The sequence below is a fragment of the Nocardioides sp. cx-169 genome, assembly GCF_021083605.1.
GTDB lineage: Bacteria > Actinomycetota > Actinomycetes > Propionibacteriales > Nocardioidaceae > Nocardioides.
This window is the reverse complement of the sequence record NZ_JAJNRO010000017.1, coordinates 43,648-62,955: the sequence shown is the minus strand read 5'-3', so window position 1 is coordinate 62,955 and position 19,308 is coordinate 43,648. Positions and strand designations below refer to the sequence as shown.

Genomic DNA, 19,308 nt, shown 5'->3' with positions numbered 1-19,308 from the left:
ATGCTCGCTCATCGTGCGCACCCGCCGCGCCGCCTCGCCGCGGGGCTCGCCACGGCCGCCGTCCTCACCGCAGGGCTGGCCTGCGCGGGCACGGCTCACGCCGCGGAGCCCACCGGGCTCCCGCGCACGATCGGCTTCCAGCCGCTCGACCTGGTGACGACCGCGTCGGACGTCTACGCCGTGGGGGACATCGACACCGACGGGTCCGGCGAGGAGCGCGAGGCCCGCGTCGAGGCCATCGGGTCAGGCGCCTCCGTCCGCCTCGGCGCGGACACCGAGGCGGGCCAGATCAGCGCCACTCCCGACGGCGGGACCCTGTACGTGCTCGGCAGCCGGCCGGACGGGGGCTGGCCCGCCAACACGCTGTGGACCGTGAACGCCGCCACCATGCAGGTCACGGACACCGTCACGGTCGAGGGTCGGCCCTACGCCCTGGCAGCGGGCGCCGCCGGCGCCTACGTCGCCTACACCGGGATGAGTAGGACGGCCGTGTCGGGCGGCTCGCTGTCGACCGAGGTCCCCGGCAACCTGCAGGCCAACCACCTCGAGGTCCTGCCCGGCGCCGGAGGCACCGAGTCGCTCGTCCTCGGAGCCACCGACTACGACGAGTCCGGCGACGTTCCCACCCTGCGCACGATCACGGCAGCCGGGGTCAGCGAGCGCATCGTGCTCGGCCCGGACGAGGACCACCGCGGCTTCATCACCGACCTGGACGTGGACGAGGCGCGCGGCCTCACCTACGCCGTCACCGCCCACGCGGGCGAGGACGGCACGGACTACGGGCTGAACATCATCGGCGCCGGCGTCGACCGCTACGTCCCGCTCGGCGCCGGCCAGCTCTCGGCGGTCGACGTGTCGCCCGACGGCAAGACCGTCTACCTCTCGGGCCACTGGGTGTCCGCCCACGACGTGGACGCTCTCGAGTCCTACACGGAGGAGAACCCGGCCCCCGGCAGCACCCTGCCCGGCAGCACCTCGGTCGGCGTCGTCGAGGTCGCCCCCAGCGGCCGCATCTACGTCGCGGGACAGGACCAGCTCGAGGACGGCAGCACCGTCAACCGGGTCCACGCCATCGAGACGCCAGGCGCGCCCACGAGCCTCACGGCCACGGCCGACGAGGAGTTTCCCGGCTCCGTGACCGTCACCTGGGCCCCGCCCGCGGACGTGGGCGGGGTCGACCCCGAGTCGCTCACCTACCCGATCACCGTGCAGGACCGGGCCGGCGGACAGCCGGTCGTCGACGTCGCCTACGGAAGCGACTACGAGCTCCAGGACCTCGAGGTCGGCCACACCTACACGGTGAGCCTGGCCACCAGCAACGGTGCGTTCACCTCCGCCGCCGCCACGACGACGGTCACCGTCAAGGCCCCCGTCGCGGCCCCGTCCCGGATCGCCGTGCGTGGCAAGTCCGCGGTCGGCTCGAAGCTCACCGTCGCCAACACCGGGTCGTGGACCTCGGGCACCACGCTCAGCTATGTGTGGACCAACGACCGCGACCAGGTCGTCTCCAAGTCCTCCTCGCTGACGCTGACCAAGGCGCACCTCGGGCGCCGGATCTACGTCCAGGTGACGGGCACCAAGGCCGGCTTCGCACCGGTCACCGTGTACGGCTCCCTCGGCGGCAAGATCGTGCAGGGCACGCTCGTCGCCCGGATGCCGAGCGTCACGGGAGCGGCGAAGGTGGGCAAGAAGCTCACCGCCAAGACCGGCGCCTGGACCCCCGGCACCGCGTTCAGCTACCGCTGGACCGCCAACGGCAAGGTGATCAAGGGCGCCACCGCCAGCACACTGAAGCTCAAGGCCGCTCAGGCCGGCAAGCAGATCCGCGTGGTCGTCACCGGGACCAAGCCCGGCTACCGGCCCACCACGAAGACCAGCAACCCCACCGCCAAGGTCAAGCGCTAGGGGCTGCGCCGCGACGGTGGCTCCGCGTCTTCATGGGGGGGATGCGGAGCCTCCGTCGCATTTTCGTCGACGGTGCCCTTACCGCTCCCAGGTGATCTGGTGGCCGTCGAAGGCGTCGTAGTCGTCGCCGTAGCTGAGCTGAAGCCGGTCGAGTGGCGCTTCGCCCTTGCCACTCAGATAGGTGGCACAGCCCTCGACGGTGGTGCCCGCGGCGACGTCGGCTCGGAAGGTCTCCTCCTGGCACAGCGGGAAGGGCTCGAAGATGGCCAGCCCGTCCAGCTGGGTGTCGCCGGCCCAGGCCGAGAGGAAGTGGTGGATGGGCAGGTAAGGCGAGTCGCCCGACACGTGCCTCAGCTCGTAGTGCACGAAGAACGGTGTCTGCCGGGCTGACGCGGGGCGGCCCAGGCCGGCCAGGTCGCTGCTGCTTCCCTCGTCGATCCGAGTGATCGTGACCTCCAGGACCTCGCCCGCACCATCGCGGGTGACGGTCGCGGTCTCACCGACCCTGAGCGCGCTACCGGGCGTGGTGAGGCCATCGGCCGAGGGCGAACCGCCGGCCGCCGGCCCATCCCCAGGCTCGTTGTCACCACAGGCGACGAGACCGGACAGGGCGAGCAGCGAGATCAGCGTCGCTACCTGACGCCGTGGACTGTGAGACATGGCAGGTCCTCGACTCGATCTGGTCGGACTCATGGGGGCGCGACCTTCCGTGCGCACCCTGACAGGGCTCTGCCCCGATAGCCGGTCGGCGAAACGGTCGCCGATCAGGCGGCGTAGCCGCCTGTGTGCGCCTGGCTCCCCGGGTAGGAGTCGAACCTACGTCGCTAGTCCTGATTCAAAGTCAGGCGGGCCCTGCCGGCAGACCAACCGGGGATAGGGGCACGACGATATAGCGCGGCCGTCTCACCGGCGGGCGGTGGTCGGCGACGGCTCCTGAGAGCAGGCAAGAAGTCAGGCCGGCGGCTTTCAGCGAGCTCTCGATGCGCGTCACCTTCAGGTAGAGCCGCAATGTCCGTCCGATCCGGATGAATCCATAGCGCTCGTAGAAGCTCAGCGCGCGCTCGTGGACGGCGTCCACAACCACGAGGCGCCCGCCCGCAGCATGCGCCGCCGCGACAACCGTTTGCAGCGCGTCGAGCAGCAACTCTCCCCCGAGGCCCTGGCCTTGCAATCAACGCGGAGGCCGGATGGCCGCGCGATAGTCCCTGCAGGCGGCTAACTGAACGCCTGGAGCGTACGGCCGGAGGCGAGCTCGAGGGTCGAACTCACCGAGGCGATCAGCATCCACCCGGTGAGAGTATCGGCGCATGGACCTTCCGGTGATGCCGCCGATCCGACCGATGCTGGCGAAGACCACCACGCTGGAGAAGGCGCTCGCGCTGCTCCCTGACGTCCAACTGGAGCCGAAGTGGGACGGCTTTCGCTGCCTGGTGTTCAAGGACGGCGACGAGGTCGAGCTGGCCAGCCGCAACACCAAGCCGCTGACCCGCTACTTCCCCGAGGTCGTCGAGGCGGTCAGGGCGCAGCTACCGCAGCGGTGCGTGGTCGACGGCGAGCTGTTCGTCGCGAGCATCTCCCCCGACGGCGACCGCCTGGAGTTCGAGGTGCTGCAGGAGCGCATCCACCCGGCCGCCTCCCGGGTCAGGCTGCTGAGCGAGACCACGCCCGCCGGGCTCGTCATCTTCGACCTGCTCGCCCTCGGCGACACCTCGTACGTCGACCGGCCGCTGCGGGAGCGGCGCGCGGCACTGGAGGAGTCGTTCGGCGACCTGGCCGGGCCCTGCTACCTCACCCGCACCACGACCGACCCGGCCGTGGCCGAGGAGTGGTTCACCCAGTTCGAAGGTGCCGGGCTGGACGGCGTGATCGCCAAGCCGCTCGATGCGCCGTACTCGCCGAACGGCCGGACCATGATGAAGGTCAAGCACGAGCGCACCGCCGACGTCGTCGTCTGCGGCTACCGCGAGCACAAGACGAGCACCCCGGATCGGCCGCTGCTCGGCAGCCTCCTGCTCGGCCTGTGGGCAGGCGGCCATCTGCAGCACGTCGGCGTCAGCGCGTCGTTCACCGAGGCCCGGCGCGCCGAGCTGTTCCAGGAGCTGCAGCCGCTGGTGTGTGACATCTCCGAGCACCCGTGGTCGGCCTGGGCCGGCCCGGAGTCGGCGCAGGCGATCGCCAATCCCGACCGGGTGCCCGGCACCCAGAGCCGCTGGAGCGCGGGCAAGGACCTGAGCTTCACGCCGCTGCGGCCCGAGCGCGTGCTGGAGGTGAAGTACGACGCGATGGAGGGTCGCCGCTTCCGGCACACCGCTCACTTCACGCGGTGGCGGCCCGACCGCGACCCGGAGTCGTGCGGCTACGAGCAGTTGGAGCAGCCGGTGCGCTACGACCTCGCTACTGTGCTCCGTGGGGTCCCGACCGGCTCGGGACCCGACGACTCCAGGGGAGAGACAGATGGCTGACTACGACGTCGTGCTGCTCGTCGAGCAGGAGCTGACCGCGGCCGACGCCGCCCAGGTGCGCTCGCTCCACGAGGGGCTGGACGACCCGGTGACCTACCACGTGCTGCTGCCGCTCGAGGACGCCGCCGCCCGCCTCGAGGCGTCGATGGGCTCGCTGTCGGCCGGCGAGATGCTGGCCTCCCCCGCGATGGCGATGAGCGACGTGGACCTGGACGCCGTACGCAAGGACTGCGAGGACCGCTCCACGCGCGAGCTGCACAGCACCGTGGCGGCGCTGCAGGCGGCCGGAGCCATCGTCGGCAGCGCCACCGTGTTCAGCGACCCGCCCATCGACGCGCTGGCCGCGAAGGTCACCGAGGTGGACGGGCGCGAGGCGATCATCCTGACCCGTCCGCACGTGGTGGCCGAGTTCTTCCACCTCGACTGGACCAGCCGCGCCCGCCGCAAGATCGGCGTCCCGGTGCTGCACCTGCTCGAGCGCGAGACCTTCGACGAGCAGGCCGGCGGCACCGGCGAGGGTGTCACCGGCATCTGAGCGCGCGCGCCGTGGATAGCATCGCCCGGTGAGGTTCCCGCTCCGTCGAACGGTCGACGCCCCCGCCGCCGCGGACGACGCAGCCCCGCCACCGCCGCGCCCGCCGCGCGGCCGTCCGGCGGCGGCGTACGCCGGCGTGCTGGACGGGCGTCACCTCTGGCTGGCGATCGACGCCGCGCCCGGCTCGCTTGCCCTGCGCGAGACCGACTCAGGCGACGTCGTCTCGCTGCGCAGCGAGGTCGACGACGACGACCCCGCCTACCGGTCGATCCGCGTCGACCTCGCCGGCCTCGCCGGGGCGTCGTACGACGCCGTGCTGGTCCCCGGCAGCGGGGGCCGGGCCCGGCCGGTGTGGATCTCCCCCTTGCCGCACGACTCGCTGGTGCGCACACCGGTGTCCGAGGACGGCCGGTACCGCTGGGACCTCGGCCGGCTCGACGACGGCACGCTGCGCCTGACCCGCGTCGAGCAGCCGGAGACCGTGCTGCTGCGACGGGTGGGTCTGGCCGGCGACAGCTTCGTGCTGACCACCGACCCCGTGCCCGAGCCGGTGCTCACGCTCGTCGGAGACACGGGCTCGCTCCTGGAGCGGCCGATGTCGCCGACCCGCGACGGCCTGCTCGAGGCCACCCTGTCGCTGGCAGACCTGTCCCTGGCCGACCTACCGCCGGATGTCCCCGCGGAGACCCGCGTGCTGGTGGGTGGGCTGCCGGTCCGGCGCCGGCGCCACGACCTGAGCCGGCCGGGCATCGGCGTCATCCTGCCGGCGCTGTTCGACGGCGACCGCGAGGCCGCGCGCGTGCGCGTGACGCCCGACGGACTGCTGGGCGTGTGGCTCGACCAGCGCACGGGAGGGGCCGCATGATGCGGATCGCCTTCCTGGTCGAGGACATCGACCGGCACAACGGACCGGCGCGCGTCGTGACGACGCTGGCGCGCACGCTGGCCCGCGACCACGACGTCCAGGTGGTGGCCCTGCACCGCAGGCTCGAGCGCCCGCACTTCGACCTCGGACCGGACCTGCGCCCCCGCTACCTGGTCGACCTGCGGGACCCGAAGGCTCCTACCACCGTCGAGCCGGGGCTGGCGCCCGAGCCCCAGGCCCTGCGGCTCTTCCAGCGCACGTCGGCGTTGACCCCGTGGCTGACCGCCCTGGACGACGTCGCCCTCGAGGCGGCGCTGCCCGTCCTCGACGTGGACGTCGTCGTGACCGTCAGCCGCTCGCTCCTCGCGGCGGCGATCGAGCTGTTGCCCGACCAGACGGTCGTGGTCCACCAGGAGCACCGGGCGCTCGTCGAGATGCGCTCCGGCAACGAGGCGCTGCTGAAGTACGCGCCGCTGGCCGACGTGGTCGCGGTGCTCTCCGAAACGTCCGCCGAGTGGCTGCGCGGCAGTCTCGGCGAGCTCGCCCCCGAGATCGCGGTGGTCCCCCACCCGCTGCCCCTGGGCTTCGCGCCTCGCTCCCGGCTCGACCAGCCCACGATCATGGCGGCCGGCCGGCTGGCCCCGGACCGGCAGTACGCCAAGCTGGTGCAGGCCTTCGGCGAGATCGCCGACCAGATCCCCGACTGGCGCCTGCGCATCTGGGGCAAGGGCTCCCAGCGCGGCGAGATCGTGCGCCAGGTCCACAAGTGGGGGCTCTTCGACCGCGTCGAGCTGCCCGGCGACCACACCGACATGGCGGGCGAGTGGGCGAAGGCCTCGATCTGCGCCATCACCTCGCGCACGGAGGCCTTCCCGCTGTCGGCGCTGGAGGCCATGGCCGCCGGCGTCCCGGTGGTCAGCTTCGACTCCGCCTCGGGGCCCCGCGAGCTCATCGACCACGACCGCAACGGCCTGCTCGTCGGCCCCGAGAGCATCTCCGGGATGTCCGCGGCGCTGCTGCGCCTGGCCCAGGACTCCGAGCTCCGCGCCCGCCTGGGCGAGGGTGGCGTTCGCACCTCGCACCAGTACGCCGCCACGTCGATCGCCGAGCGCTGGCACGGCCTGTTCGCCGACGCCCGCGCCCGCCGCGCCGGCCGCGGCCGCCTGACGGCGCGGGCGCTGGCCAGGCCGGCGCGGCGCCGCACGACCGGAGCGCCCGTCGCCGAGGTCCGCGACGTCACCCCTGCCCAGGCCCGCCACGCCGCGCTTTCCCTGGCCGTCGAGACGGCCCGGCAGAGCACCGAGCAGTGGCTGGTGGTGCCAGGCGACCACACGGCGCCCACCGCCGTCGTGCTGCCCATGGCCGCCCGGCGCGACTTCCTCGAGCACCTCGCGGCGGCCGACGCGGCGGCATACCTCTGCCTGCGCGACCCGGGCCTGAGCGGCTGGCCGGAGCGGCGCGGATCCCTCGCCCAGCTCGCGACCGAGCTGCGCCGCGGGATGACCTCGGTGGTCGCGATCGAGCCCTGGCCCACCCACGACGGCAGCCCCACCGTGCTGGCGCACGGCTGCTCGGTCGACGTGGAGTTCTGGGAGTCCTCGCCCTCCGGCGACCTACTGGCGCCCCGACGCAACCGCTACGCCGACCGGATCCCGCACGACGTCGCCGCCGTCGAGCACGAGGTCGACGGGGTGGCGGTCCGCACGCTGCCGCTGATGGCCGCGCCCAGCGTCGAGCAGTGCGCGTTCGACGTCGACGTCGTCTACACCTGGGTCGACGGCAACGACCCGGCGTGGAACGCCGCCCGCGAGCGCCGCCTGGCCGAGACCACCGGCACCGCCCAGACCCGCGAGTCCAGCGGTCGCGCCCGCTTCGTCGACCGCGACGAGCTGCGCTACTCCCTGCGCAGCATCCACCTCTTCGCGCCTTGGGTGCGCCGCATCCACCTGGTCACCGCGGGGCAGGTGCCGGAATGGCTCGACGCCGCGCACCCAGCGATCAACCTCGTCGACCACCGCGACATCCTGCCCGCGGACGCGCTGCCGACCTTCAACTCGCACGCGATCGAGACCTCGCTGCACCGCATCGAGGGGCTGGCCGAGCACTTCGTCTACTTCAACGACGACGTCTTCCTGGGCCGGCCGGCCCACCCGGAGACGTTCTTCAGCCCCGGCGGGCTCAACGCCGCCTTCTTCTCCAAGACGACGATCGGGCTGAGCGACCTGCCCGGATCGCCGCCCTTCCTGCGCGCCGCCTGGAACAACCGCGCCCTGCTGCAGGACGCCTTCGGCGCAGTGACCCTGCGCAACCTGGCGCACTCCCCCCACCCGCACCGGGTGTCGGTGCTGGAGGAGGTCAGCGCGCGGTTCGCCGACGCGGTCGCCGCGACGGCCCGCTCGCCGTTCCGCTCCGAGACCGACGTCTCCATGCTCAGCTCCCTGGCCCAGCACTACGGCCTCCTGACCGGCTCGTCGTACGTCGGCGCGGCCGAGCTGTCCTTCATCAACCTGGCCAACGCCGACGTCGAGCGCCAGCTCGACCAGGCCCTCGACCGGGAGCAGGACTTCATCTGCCTGGGCGACCACCACGACCATGCGCTGCCCCAGTCGCGCCTCGTGCAGCTGCTGCAGGAGTGGTACCCCGCCTACTTCCCGGTGGCCGCGCCGTGGGAGCGCGGCGGATGAGGGCGGTCTACGCCCGGATCCTCGACGGCGAGCGGCTCTGGCTCGCCGTGCCCGCGCGACCCGGGGCGACGCTCACCGTGCGCGGGCTGCCCGGGGGGGAGCAGGCCCTGCCGACCGAGCACGACGCCGGTCTGGCGACGGCGCGCGTGGACCTGGCCGGCCTGCTCGCCGGCTCTGCCGAGCCCGAGGTGGTGCTCACGTTCGCGCTCGACGGGTCGCCGGTCGAGTGGAGCGGCGGGCCGCTGCCGGGCCCCACGAAGGTGCCCCCGACCCGCGACGGCCGCTGGCAGCTGCGTGTGGAGTCCGCGGACGGGCGGCTGCGGGTGCTCCGGGCCGCGACCGACCCGGTCGTGCCGGTGACGGCCCTGTCCAGCGACGACGAGGGCGCGCTGCTGCGCCTGTCCGTCGACGCCGGGGCCGAGCTCGTGTCCGTGCACGACGAGCGCGTGGTCGGCTCGACGGCGGTGGGGCCCGACGGACTCGTCCGGCCCGACCTGCCGCCCGGGCGGCTCGCGGTCCGCACCGGCGGCCGACTGCTGCCCGTCGTACGCCGCGAGCGCGACCTGAAGCGACCCAACTTCGCGGTCGCGCTGCCCGCGACCCGCACGGGACGGCTCCGCTGGCTGCCCGAGGGTCGGCTCAGCATCGCCGAGGAGGAGCGATGAGGATCGCCTACCTGGTGCCGAGCATCCACGACATGGGCGGCACCGCCAGCGCGATCGCGACCCAGGCCAGCGCGATGGCGCGCTTCCACGACGTCGAGGTCTACAGCGTCTACCGCGAGACCGAGACCTCGCACTTCCCGCTCGCGCCCGGCATCCCCGTCCACGACCTGGTCGATCTCACCGGCGACCAGGACGAGTCGCCGCTGCGCGGGGCGCCGCCGCTGCTCAACCGCGCCGAGTGGGACCCGACACTCGACGCGCTCGCCGAGGTCGCGCTGGAGGCGGCGCTGCCCACCGTGACCGCCGACGTCCTCGTCACGGTCACCCCGGCCCTGCTCGCGCTGGCCACCCAGCTGGTCCCCTCGCGCACCGCGCTGGTGCACCAGGAGCACCGCTCCTCCTCGCAGCGCGTCGCCGGCCTCGAGCCGCTGCTGACCTTCGGCCCGCGCGCCGACGTCGTGGCGATGCTGAGCGAGCCCATGGCCGTGTGGCTGCGCGAGCAGCTGGGCGACAACGCGCCGCGGGTGGTGGTGATGCCGAACGCGGTGCCTCCCGGCTACCGGCCGCGCTCGACTCTCGAGACCCCGCTGATCGTCGCGGCCGGGCGGCTGATGGGCGAGAAGCAGTACCCCCGGCTGGTCTCCGCGTTCGCCACGATCGCCGACCGGATCCCCGACTGGCGGCTGCGCATCCTGGGTGAGGGCACCGCCCGCTTCGAGATCATGAGCACGGTCCGCAAGCACCGGCTCTGGGACCGCGTCGAGCTGCCCGGGCCGACGACCGACATGGCGAGCGAGTGGGCCAAGGCGTCGATCTCGGCGTTGACGTCGCGCTCGGAGGGCTTCCCGCTGGTGCTCCAGGAGGCCATGGCCGCGGGCGTGCCCGTCGTCTCGTTCGACTGCCCCTCCGGCCCGCGCGCGATCATCGACGACGGCGTCGACGGGCTGCTCGTCGCGCAGGGCTCGGAGCCGGCGCTCGCCGCGGGGCTCCTGCGCCTGGCCACCGACCGCGACCTGCGCAACCGGCTCGGCGAGGCGGCGCTGGCGAAGGCCGCCACCTGGGACGTCGAGGTCATCACCGCCCGGTGGCGCGAGATCTACGAGACCACCGTCAAGCACCACGACACGTCCAGCCGGGGCACGGCGCGGCTGCGCGCACGCCGTGCGGCGGCCGTGGCGGCGCCACCGGCGCCGGCCCCCGGGGTCACCCCCGCCCAGGCCCGGTCCGAGGCGCTGCGGGCCGCCAGCTCGGCGGCCGCGGCCGTCTGCGACGACTGGTTCGTGATCCCCCCGCACGCCGACGAGACGGTCCTGGTGGTGCCGATGAGCGCCCGCCGGGCGTTCCTGGACGCGCTGGCCGCCGGCGACCTCGCGCCGTACCTCTCACTGGTGGACCCCGAGCTGCGGGGCTGGCCGGAGCGGCGCGGCACGCCCGGCGAGATCGTGCCGGCCCTGCGGCGCGGGCGCACGAGCGTGCTGATGGTCGAGCCGTGGCCGAGCACGGGCGGTCGGCCGTCGCTGCTGGCCGGCTGCGGGCTGCGCGTGGAGTTCTGGGAGGAGGACGCCGACGGGGAGCTGCACACGCCCGGCCCGGCGCGCTTCGCCACGCACGTGCCGCGCGGCGCCGCCACCTCCCGCACCCGGGTCGAGGGCGTCGACGTGCCGACCTTCGAGGCGATGGTCGGTCCGACCCCCGAGGAGTGCCGCTTCCCGGTCGACGTCGTCTACACCTGGGTCGACGGCAACGATCCCGAGTGGGACACCGCCCGGCGTCGCCGGCTCGCCGAGGCCACCGACCAGGCCGTGCAGAGCCCCGCCGCCAGCGGGCAGGCGCGCTACCTCGAGCGCGGCGAGCTGCGCGCGTCGATGCGCAGCGTGCACCTCTTCGCGCCGTGGGTGCGGCGCATCCACCTGGTCACCGCCGGGCAGGTGCCCGCATGGCTCGACGCCTCGCACCCGATGGTCCACGTCGTCGACCACCGCGAGCTGCTGCCGCCCGAGGCGCTGCCGACGTTCAGCTCGCACGCCATCGAGACCGCGCTGCACCGCATCGATGGGCTGGCCGAGCACTTCCTCTACCTCAACGACGACATGGTCCTGGGCCGGCCGACCCGGCCCGAGCGGTGGTTCTCCCCCGCCGGCGCCTGCGCGGTGTTCCCCTCCAGCGGCGTCGTGGGGCTGCCCGGTCAGGACGACCTGCCCTACCTGCACGCCGCCGCCAACAACCGCCGGCTCCTGCAGGAGGCGTTCGGCGTCACCACCACCCGCACGCTGCTGCACGCGCCGTACGCGCACCGGGTCTCGGTGCTGGAGGAGATCACCGATCGGTTCGCCGACGCGGTGGCCGCCACCGCCCGCTCGCCGTTCCGCTCCGAGACCGACGTGTCGCTGCTCAGCTCGCTGGCCCAGCACTACGGGCTGATCACCGGCACTGCCTACCTCGGCGAGATCGACTACACCTTCGTCAACCTCACCGTGCCCGACGTGAAACGGCGGCTGACCCGGCTGCTCGATCGCGAGCAGGACTCCTTCTGCCTCGGGGACCACCACCACTTCGCGCGGCCGCGTGAGGTCGTCGACCAGATGGTGGCCGAGACCCTCGAGGCCTACGTGCCGGTGCCCGCGCCGTGGGAGCGGCCGCTCTAGGAGCGGCGGAAGAGCCCGCGGCGGGGCTGGGTCCGAGCGCCGAGCTCGCGCTCGACGTTGGCCCGCACCGTGCGCCGTACGTGCGCCTCGCGGGCCTTCGTATGGTCGATCGCGATGGCGACCGCGTGGTCGTGCAGGCGCGCGTAGCGCTCGCGCAGGCCGGCGAGCTCCTCGGCGACGGCGCGGTCCTGGGGGCTGTCGACCAGCGCGTTCATCAGCTCCCAGGCCCGCTCGGCGAGGTCGCGCAGCTCGTCGGGCACGTCGAGCTGGTCCCAGTCGGTGCGGGCCCGGTGCAGCCGGGTGTCGATGAAGTCGTCGACGGCGGCGTCGCCCGCCGGGTCCAGGGTCAGCTCGAGCTGCTCGGCCGCCCGGCCCAGCGCCCCGCGCCAGTCGGCGAGCAGGTCGACGTGGCGGACGAACGCCCGCTCACCGCGGGTGGCGACCTCGGTCTCGAACGCGCCGTTGACCCATGCCGCCACGTTGGCCGTCGCGCGCTGGCGACGGAAGCCCTCCGCCTCGTCGGCGAGGTACGCCGAGTCGCGCGAGCCGGCGACCTCCACCGGGTGCCGCAGCATCGTGAGGAACGCCAGCTCGCGGCCGGTCTCCGGCACGGCCGCCCGCCAGACGTCGTGCAGCCAGAAGGCCCGCGGGTCCTTGACCAGCACCTGCGCATGGACGTCCTGCTCGGCGAGCCAGCCCACCAGCCGCTCGCGCGCCTGCGGGTCGGCCGCGGCGCGGGCCGCCAGCGCTGCGGCCTCCGGCCGGGCGTCGATGGTGCGCACCGGGGCTCGGTTGAGCAGCTCCTTGTGGAAGTCGACGACCCACTGCGACTCATAGAAGCCGCGCGGGTTCGTCTCGTCGGCCTCGACCAGCGGCGGGGGGACGAACAGCCCGAGCCGGGACAGCGCGCCCGCCACCGTGCTGGTCCCGCTCCGTCCGGACCCGGTCACGAGCAGCACGCGGCGGCGGGTCTCAGTCACGCGAAGGACCCTATCCGAGCCGGTTGCCGTCCTCGTCCCAGTGCTCGGCCACCTTCTTGGACGGCTGCACGCGCGGCGGCTCACCCGGCATCTTCGGGTGGTCGGGCGGGTAGTTCAGCTCGCCGCCCGGCAGCTCCTCCCACAGGCGCAGCAGCGGCTCCAGCGAGAACGCCTCGTCGTCGATCGTGGCCCACGGGTCGCCGTCGGCCAGCCGGTCGGGCACCGTGAAGAGGTTGAAGACACTCGGGTCGGTGACCTCCGGCAGCTCCTCCCAGGTGAGCGGCGTCGACACCGGAGCGCCCGGGATCGGGCGCAGCGAGTACGCCGACGCGATCGTGCGGTCGCGGGTGTTCTGGTTGAAGTCGACGAAGATCCGCTCGCCGCGCTCCTCCTTCCACCACGCCGTGGTCACCTGGTCGTCGCGGCGCTCCAGCGCCCGACCGAAGCCGATCGCGGCGTGCCGCACGTCGGCGAACTCCCACTCCGGGCGGATCCGCACGTAGACGTGGACGCCGCGATTTCCCGACGTCTTCACATAGCCCCGTATGCCCAGCTCCTCCAGCAGCTCACGCGCCACGCCGGCCACCCGCACCGCGTCGCCGAACGTCGTGCCCGGCTGGGGGTCCAGGTCGATGCGCAGCTCGTCAGGGCGGTCGACGTCGCTGCGACGCACGGGCCACGGATGGAAGGTGAGGGTCCCCATGTGGGCGCACCACACCGGCACCGCGATCTCGGTCGGCACGATCTCCTCCGCCGGGCGCCCGGACGGGAAGGTGATCTCAACACTCTCGAGGTAGTCGGGCGCCCCCTTGGGCACCCGCTTCTGGTAGAACGCGTCGGCCTTCTCGTTCGGCCGCCCGGTGGCCAGCTTGATCCCCGGCCGGACGCCGGCCGGCCAGCGCTCCAGCGCGGTCGGCCGGTCGCGCAGGGCGCGCATCAGCCCGTCGTCGACCCTGGCGAAGTACTGCGCCACCATCAGCTTGGTGACCTCGGGCGTGGTCTCGGTCGCCTCGTAGATCACCCGGTCCGGGCTGGACACGCGCACGGCGCGTCCCCCGGCGTCGACCTCGGCGGCTGGCGGCTTCGGCATGCCGTCAACCTAACGCGACAGCACCGCCGTGGGCTGGAAGGTCGGGCGCCGGTCCAGGTCCTCGCGCCCGGGCCGCACGAACTCGAAGGCCGCCGTCGTGACCAGCACCCAGGCGTTGACGGCCTCGTCCTGGCCCAGCACGCCCTCACCCACGCCGTCGTACGCCGCCAGCAGGGCCGTGGCGCACTCCTCGTGGGTCGGCGGGAAGTGGAAGGCGTTGCGGGCCTCCTCACGCCCGGTGCCGAGGAACGCGATCGGGCGGCCGAGGCCGGCGCCGCACACCCCGCAGACGCGGCTCAGCGCGCACTGCGTGACCCGGCGCTTGTCGAGGTCGCGCGGGCTCGAGCACGCGAACGGCACGGGCACCCCCAGCCGCGGGTCGAGCGGCAGCTCGGCGAACGTGGTCGGCGCGGCGTCCATCAGTCGTGCTCCCGCTCGCGGGGGCTGCGCGCGTAGGCGCCGAGCTCGCGACGCCGCGGCTGGCGCTCGGAGTCCGGGCGCCGCTTGCGATCGCGCGGCGGCTCGTCGGCGGTGTCGCGGCGCTCCGGCGGGGCCGGGTCGTCGGAGCTGGTCATGTGGTTGGGCAGCGACAGCTTCATGATCGTGCGCAGCGCCTGGCCGTACTGGCGGTGCAGCGGACCGGTCGTGTACGGGATGTCGTACTTGTCGCACAGCGCCCGCACCTTGACCGCGATCTCGGGGTAGCGGTTGCTAGGCAGGTCGGGGAACAGGTGGTGCTCGATCTGGTAGCCCAGGCTGCCGCTGAGCACGTGCAGCGTGCGGCCGCCCTCGAAGTTGGCCGAGCCGAGCATCTGGCGCAGGTACCACTCCGCGCGGGTCTCGTCCTCGAGCTCCTCCTCGGTGAAGTGCAGCGCCCCGTCGGGGAAGTGCCCACAGAAGATGATCATGTAGGACCACAGGTTGCGCGCCAGGTTGGCGCTGGCGTTGGCCACCAGCGTGGTCTTCCACTGCCGACCCGACAGTGCGGGGTAGACGACGTAGTCCTTGAGGATCTGGTTACGGCCCTTGCGCACGATCTGGCGCAGCTGCCGCTTCATCTCCTTCGGGTCCTTCTCGCCCTTGCGGATCCGCTCCAGGTCCAGGTCGTGGAGCGCGACGCCCCACTGGAAGAGCGAGGCCAGCAGCGCGTTGTAGACCGGCTGCCCGAGGTAGTAGGGGTGCCACTTCTGCTCGCGCGCCATTCGCATGATGCCGTAGCCGATGTCGTTGTCATGGCCCAGCACGTTGGTGAACTGGTGGTGCACGTAGTTGTGCGAGTGCTTCCACTGCTCCGCCGGCTGCGCGGTGTCCCACTCCCAGTTGCTGGAGTGGATCTCCGGGTCGTTCATCCAGTCCCACTGGCCGTGCATGACGTTGTGGCCGATCTCCATGTTCTCGAGGATCTTGGCCAGGCCCAGCATGCTCCCGCCCAGCACGGCCGCCGGCACGCGCGTACGGCGAGACTGGGTGCCCGCCATCAGCGTCACCCGACCGGCGGCGGCGAGCCCGCGCTGGAGCTTGATCAGGCGGTTGATGTACGCCGCGTCATCGGCGCTGCGCGACTCCTCGATGTCGGCGCGGATCGCGTCGAGCTCGCGTCCCAGCTGCTCGACCTCGTCCTCGGTGAGGTGGGTGTACTCCTTGACGTCGGCGATGGCCATGTCAGGTTCCTTTCGTGGTGCTCGGTGGTTGAGGTGCGAGCGAAGCGAGCCTCGAAACTCAGATGTCGAGGGTGCAGTCGCCGACGGCGGCGGTGACGCAGGTCTGGACGGGCTCGTTGGGCTGGCCGAACTCGTCGCCGCTGCGCAGGTCGCGAATGGTGCCGGAGACGAGGGTGACCGTGCAGGTGTGGCAGATGCCCATGCGGCAGCCGTAGGGCATCCCGACCCCGGCCTCCTCGCCGGCCTCGAGGATGGTCGTGGCGCCGTCGGCGTCGACGGACTTGCCGGAGTTGCGGAAGCTGATCGTCCCGCCCTCGCCGCCCTCGCCGCCGAGCTCCAGGGAGAAGCGCTCCACGTGCAGGCGGTCCTCGAGGCCAGCGGACTCCCAGTGCTCGGTGGCCGCGTCGAGCATGGGGCCCGGGCCGCAGGCCCAGGTCTCGCGGTCGCGCCAGTCGTCGCACACGCGGTCCAGCTCGGCGAGGTCGAGGATGCCGTCGACGTCGGTGTGCAGCTGGTGGAAGGCGAACGACGGGTGCTTGTCGGCCAGGGCGGTCAGCTCGTCGCGGAAGATCATCCGCTCGGCGGTCGTCGAGGAGTAGTGCAGGACGACGTCGGGCATCGTGTCGCGGCGGTCGAGCGTGCGCAGCATCGCCATCACCGGCGTGATGCCGCTGCCGCCGACCAGGAAGAGCGCCTTGCCCGGCGGCGGGTCCGGCATCACGAAGTCGCCCTCGGGCTTGGCCAGCCGCACGATGGTGCCCGGCGCCAGCCCGGAGACCAGGTGCGAGGACAGCTTGCCCTCGGGCATCGCCCGCACCGTGATCGAGATCGTGCGCCCACGCCGCCTGGGCGGAGAGCTCACCGAGTACGAGCGCCACTGGAACCGGCCCTCGACCTGCACGCCGATGCCGACGTACTGCCCGGGACGGTGCTCGTAGTGCCAGCCCCAGCCGGGGCGGATCACCAGCGTGGCGGCGTCGTCGGTCTCCGGGATGACCTCCTCGACCCGCCCCCGGAGCTCGCGCGAGCTCCACAGCGGGTTGAGCAGGGAGAGGTAGTCGTCGGGGTGCAGCGGCGTGGTCAGCTTCGACCCGGCCTTCCGCACGCGCTCCCAGGGGATCGTGGTCGTCACCCCATTCAGTGAACAGGTGTTGACTGAGAACGTCAACCGGCCGGAGGGGTGACTTGGGTCGCCCCTTACGGTGGTGCCCATGAGCTATCAGGTGGAGAAGTCCGACGAGCAGTGGCGCGAGGAGCTCTCGCCCGAGGAGTACGCCGTCCTGCGCAAGGCGGGCACGGAGCGCGCGTTCACCGGGGAGTACACCGACACCGAGACCACCGGCATCTACCGCTGCAAGGCGTGCCAGGCCAAGCTCTTCGAGTCCGACACCAAGTTCCACTCGGGCTGCGGCTGGCCGAGCTTCTACCAGCCGATCAGTGACACGATCGAGTACCTCGAGGACGACTCCGCCGGCATGAGGCGGGTCGAGGTCCGCTGCGCCAACTGCGGCTCCCACCTGGGCCACGTGTTCCCCGACGGCTACGGCACTCCCACCGGCGACCGCTACTGCATCAACTCGATCTCGCTGACCCTGGAGCCGGTCGACCCCACGACCGACTGACCCGTCAACTGACGCACATCCCCGCTGACCCGTCACATATCTGACGGGTCAGCGATCGGAGGGTCAGGGGAGGCGCTGCACGAGCTCCGAGACGGGGGTCAGGGAGCCGGTGTAGAACGGCACCTCCTCGCGCACGTGGCGGCGGGCGTCGGAGCCGCGCAGGTGGCGCATCAGGTCCACGATCCGGTAGAGCTCGTCGGCCTCGAACGCCAGCATCCACTCGTAGTCGCCGAGCGCGAAGCTGGCCACGGTGTTGGCGCGGACGTCGGCGTAGTCGCGGGCCATCTTGCCGTGCTCGGCGAGCATCCGGCGACGCTCGTCGTCCTCGAGCAGATACCACTCGTAGGAGCGCACGAACGGGTAGACGCAGATGTGCCGCTTGGGCTCCTCGTCGTTGAGGAACGCCGGCACGTGGCTCTTGTTGAACTCCGCGGGGCGGTGCAGTGCCATCTGCGACCAGACCGGCGCGAGGCGGCGGCCCAGCTCGGTGCGGCGGAAGCGGTGGTAGGCCAGCTGCAGCTCCTCGCTGGTGGTCGCGTGGACCCACAGCATCAGGTCCGCGTCGGCCCGCAGGCCGCTGACGTCGTAGACGCCGCGCACGATGACGTCGGCCTCGTCGAGCTCGGCGAAGAGCTTCTCCGCCTCGGCTCCGATGGCGGCGCGGTCGGCGTCGTCGCCGAGGACGGTCTCGAGCTTGAACACCGACCACATCGTGTAGCGGATGGAGTCGTTGATCTCGCGGACCCGGGCGGCCTTGGACTGCGTCTCGCTCATGGCTCCATTGTGCCGTCGCCGCGCACGGCCTCGGCAGCGGCCCGGTGCGCGGAGGCCACGACGGCCGCGATCCCCACGCCGTCGTAGGCCGCACCGCACACCGCCAGGCCCGGCACCCGGGCGACGTCGGCCCGGATGCGGGCCACCCGGTCGAGGTGCCCCACGGCGTACTGCGGCAGCCCGCCGCCCCAGCGCTGGACGTGGGTGTCGACCGGTCGCGCGTCTAGGCCGGTGGCGTCGGCCAGGTCGGCGAGCGAGACGGCCACGAGCTCCTCGTCGGAGGCCTGCAGCGCGGCCTCGTCGCCGTGACGGCCCAGGGAGGTGCGCAGGTGCACGACCCCCTCGGCGGCACCCGCGGAGCGCACCCAGTCCCACTTGGCGAAGGAGAACGTCGACGCCTTGATCCTGCGGCCGTCGATCGGCGGCACCAGGAAGCCGGACGAGCCGGTCTCCTCCAGCGCCGCGACCTCCGCCGCCCGGAACGCCAGCGTCACGACCGCCATCGAGGCGTACTCCACCTCGCGGAGCTCGGCGGACGCCACCGGCGCCAGGCCCTCCAGCAGCCGCGCGGTCGGGGCCGCCGGGGTCGCGAGCACGACCGCGTCGGCGCTCATCCGCTCGGTCGCCGTGGTCGGCCCGACACCCAGCGCGAAGCCGCGTCCGTCGCGCTCCAGCGACCGGACGGTCGAGCCGGTGCGCACGTCGACCCGCGCGCTGAGCGCCTCGGTCAGCCCACCCATGCCGCCGGGCAGGCCTGCGAAGACCGGCAGGTCGTACGTCGTGGGGATCGCGGCGGCCTGCTCCAGCAGCGACCCGCGCTCCGCGAACGCCACGAGCTGCGGGACCGACGCCCGCGCCGACAGCAGCCGCGCGTGACCGGCGTACACGCCCCCCAGCAGGGGCTCCACCAGACGGTCGGTCACCTCGTCGCCGAAGCGCCGGGCCACCAGGTCGCCGACCGAGAGGTCGCCCTCGATCCGCTCGGGGGGCAGCGACGGCTCCTGGCGCACCCGCGCCAGCCCGGCCTCCGACAGCACGCCGGAGGCCGCGAGCTGCTCCAGGTCGAGCGGGACGCCCATCAGTGAGCGCGGCAGCGGCCGCAGCGCCCCGCGCGTCCAGATCCGCGACGAGGCGAGCGCCGGGTGGACGACCTCCAGCCCGACGGCGCGGGCCAGGCCGACCCCCTCGGGACGGCGGTTGAGCATCGCCTCGGCACCGACGTCGACCGCGACGCCGGCCACCTCGTGGCGCAGGATCTTGCCGCCGGTGCGCGGGGCGGCCTCGAGCACGAGCACGTCGTGCCCGGCGGCGCTCAGGTCGTGGGCGGCAGTGAGGCCGGCGACGCCGGCCCCGACGACGATGACTCGGCTGTGCACGCCGCCATCGTCTCAGACCGCACCCAGACCCTCGCGCCGTCGCG

At 72.9% G+C, this 19,308-nt stretch carries 17 protein-coding genes and 1 tRNA gene; 8 read left to right on the top strand and 10 right to left on the bottom strand.

The window, feature by feature from the left end; all coding sequences use genetic code 11:
* Positions 1-1,905, top strand: coding sequence for a fibronectin type III domain-containing protein (locus LRP67_RS19650; RefSeq protein ID WP_231271831.1), 1,905 nt, complete (start codon positions 1-3; stop codon positions 1,903-1,905).
* Between the two features lie 78 nt (positions 1,906-1,983).
* On the opposite strand, the gene LRP67_RS19645 is transcribed toward LRP67_RS19650, so the two are convergent.
* The 3 genes from LRP67_RS19645 to LRP67_RS19635 all read right to left on the bottom strand — a co-directional run bounded on the left by LRP67_RS19645 (position 1,984) and on the right by LRP67_RS19635 (position 3,049).
* The gene (locus LRP67_RS19645) at positions 1,984-2,565 is read right to left on the bottom strand and encodes a hypothetical protein (RefSeq protein ID WP_231271830.1); all 582 of its coding nucleotides are present in this window, start codon (positions 2,563-2,565) and stop codon (positions 1,984-1,986) included.
* A gap of 132 nt (positions 2,566-2,697) precedes the next feature.
* Positions 2,698-2,779, bottom strand: a tRNA-Gln gene (locus LRP67_RS19640).
* Positions 2,747-3,049 carry a hypothetical protein gene (locus tag LRP67_RS19635; protein WP_231271829.1) on the bottom strand — a complete coding sequence of 101 codons (303 nt, stop codon included), beginning with the start codon at positions 3,047-3,049 and terminating at the stop codon, positions 2,747-2,749. Before LRP67_RS19635 ends, LRP67_RS19640 begins: the two co-directional genes overlap by 33 nt.
* Before the next feature lie 163 nt (positions 3,050-3,212).
* Between LRP67_RS19635 and LRP67_RS19630 the strand changes: the two genes are divergently transcribed.
* The 6 genes from LRP67_RS19630 to LRP67_RS19605 are packed head-to-tail and all read left to right on the top strand — an operon-like array spanning position 3,213 to position 11,761.
* Entirely contained in the window at positions 3,213-4,367 is a 1,155-nt protein-coding gene (locus LRP67_RS19630; RefSeq protein ID WP_231271828.1) for an ATP-dependent DNA ligase, read from the top strand.
* Positions 4,360-4,902 (top strand): hypothetical protein, encoded by a 543-nt coding sequence (locus LRP67_RS19625; RefSeq protein ID WP_231271827.1) that lies wholly within the window; start codon positions 4,360-4,362, stop codon positions 4,900-4,902. Before LRP67_RS19630 ends, LRP67_RS19625 begins: the two co-directional genes overlap by 8 nt.
* A gap of 28 nt (positions 4,903-4,930) precedes the next feature.
* Positions 4,931-5,767 carry a hypothetical protein gene (locus LRP67_RS19620; protein ID WP_231271826.1) on the top strand — a complete coding sequence of 279 codons (837 nt, stop codon included), beginning with the start codon at positions 4,931-4,933 and terminating at the stop codon, positions 5,765-5,767.
* Entirely contained in the window at positions 5,764-8,451 is a 2,688-nt protein-coding gene (locus LRP67_RS19615; protein WP_231271825.1) for a stealth conserved region 3 domain-containing protein, read from the top strand. Before LRP67_RS19620 ends, LRP67_RS19615 begins: the two co-directional genes overlap by 4 nt.
* Entirely contained in the window at positions 8,448-9,116 is a 669-nt protein-coding gene (locus LRP67_RS19610) for a hypothetical protein (RefSeq protein WP_231271824.1), read from the top strand. The genes LRP67_RS19615 and LRP67_RS19610 overlap by 4 nt, the downstream gene beginning before the upstream one ends.
* Positions 9,113-11,761, top strand: coding sequence for a stealth conserved region 3 domain-containing protein (locus tag LRP67_RS19605; RefSeq protein WP_231271823.1), 2,649 nt, complete (start codon positions 9,113-9,115; stop codon positions 11,759-11,761). Before LRP67_RS19610 ends, LRP67_RS19605 begins: the two co-directional genes overlap by 4 nt.
* On the opposite strand, the gene LRP67_RS19600 is transcribed toward LRP67_RS19605, so the two are convergent.
* From LRP67_RS19600 to LRP67_RS19580, 5 genes are read right to left on the bottom strand one after another with little or no spacing between them, the layout of a single operon-like run.
* Positions 11,758-12,741, bottom strand: a complete 984-nt coding sequence (locus tag LRP67_RS19600) for a sulfotransferase family protein (protein ID WP_231271822.1) — start codon at positions 12,739-12,741, stop codon at positions 11,758-11,760. The two genes, LRP67_RS19605 and LRP67_RS19600, sit on opposite strands and share 4 nt — an antisense overlap.
* Before the next feature lie 10 nt (positions 12,742-12,751).
* Positions 12,752-13,831: a DNA polymerase domain-containing protein gene (locus LRP67_RS19595; protein WP_231271821.1), complete on the bottom strand. Its 1,080-nt coding sequence runs from the start codon at positions 13,829-13,831 to the stop codon at positions 12,752-12,754.
* Between the two features lie 9 nt (positions 13,832-13,840).
* The gene (locus LRP67_RS19590; protein ID WP_231271820.1) at positions 13,841-14,251 is read right to left on the bottom strand and encodes a hypothetical protein; all 411 of its coding nucleotides are present in this window, start codon (positions 14,249-14,251) and stop codon (positions 13,841-13,843) included.
* Positions 14,251-15,492 carry an acyl-CoA desaturase gene (locus tag LRP67_RS19585; RefSeq protein WP_231271819.1) on the bottom strand — a complete coding sequence of 414 codons (1,242 nt, stop codon included), beginning with the start codon at positions 15,490-15,492 and terminating at the stop codon, positions 14,251-14,253. The genes LRP67_RS19590 and LRP67_RS19585 overlap by 1 nt, the downstream gene beginning before the upstream one ends.
* A 58-nt stretch (positions 15,493-15,550) precedes the next feature.
* Positions 15,551-16,624, bottom strand: coding sequence for a ferredoxin reductase (locus tag LRP67_RS19580; RefSeq protein WP_231271818.1), 1,074 nt, complete (start codon positions 16,622-16,624; stop codon positions 15,551-15,553).
* Between the two features lie 79 nt (positions 16,625-16,703).
* Between LRP67_RS19580 and msrB the strand changes: the two genes are divergently transcribed.
* Positions 16,704-17,114, top strand: a complete 411-nt coding sequence (gene msrB, locus LRP67_RS19575; RefSeq protein ID WP_231271817.1) for a peptide-methionine (R)-S-oxide reductase MsrB — start codon at positions 16,704-16,706, stop codon at positions 17,112-17,114.
* A 63-nt stretch (positions 17,115-17,177) separates the two neighbouring features.
* On the opposite strand, the gene hemQ is transcribed toward msrB, so the two are convergent.
* Together hemQ and hemG are read right to left on the bottom strand one after the other, a co-directional pair.
* On the bottom strand, positions 17,178-17,888 hold the full coding sequence (gene hemQ, locus LRP67_RS19570; protein ID WP_231271816.1) for a hydrogen peroxide-dependent heme synthase: 711 nt from the start codon (positions 17,886-17,888) through the stop codon (positions 17,178-17,180).
* Positions 17,885-19,264: a protoporphyrinogen oxidase gene (gene hemG / locus LRP67_RS19565; protein ID WP_231271815.1), complete on the bottom strand. Its 1,380-nt coding sequence runs from the start codon at positions 19,262-19,264 to the stop codon at positions 17,885-17,887. The genes hemQ and hemG overlap by 4 nt, the downstream gene beginning before the upstream one ends.
* Positions 19,265-19,308: the final 44 nt, after the last annotated feature.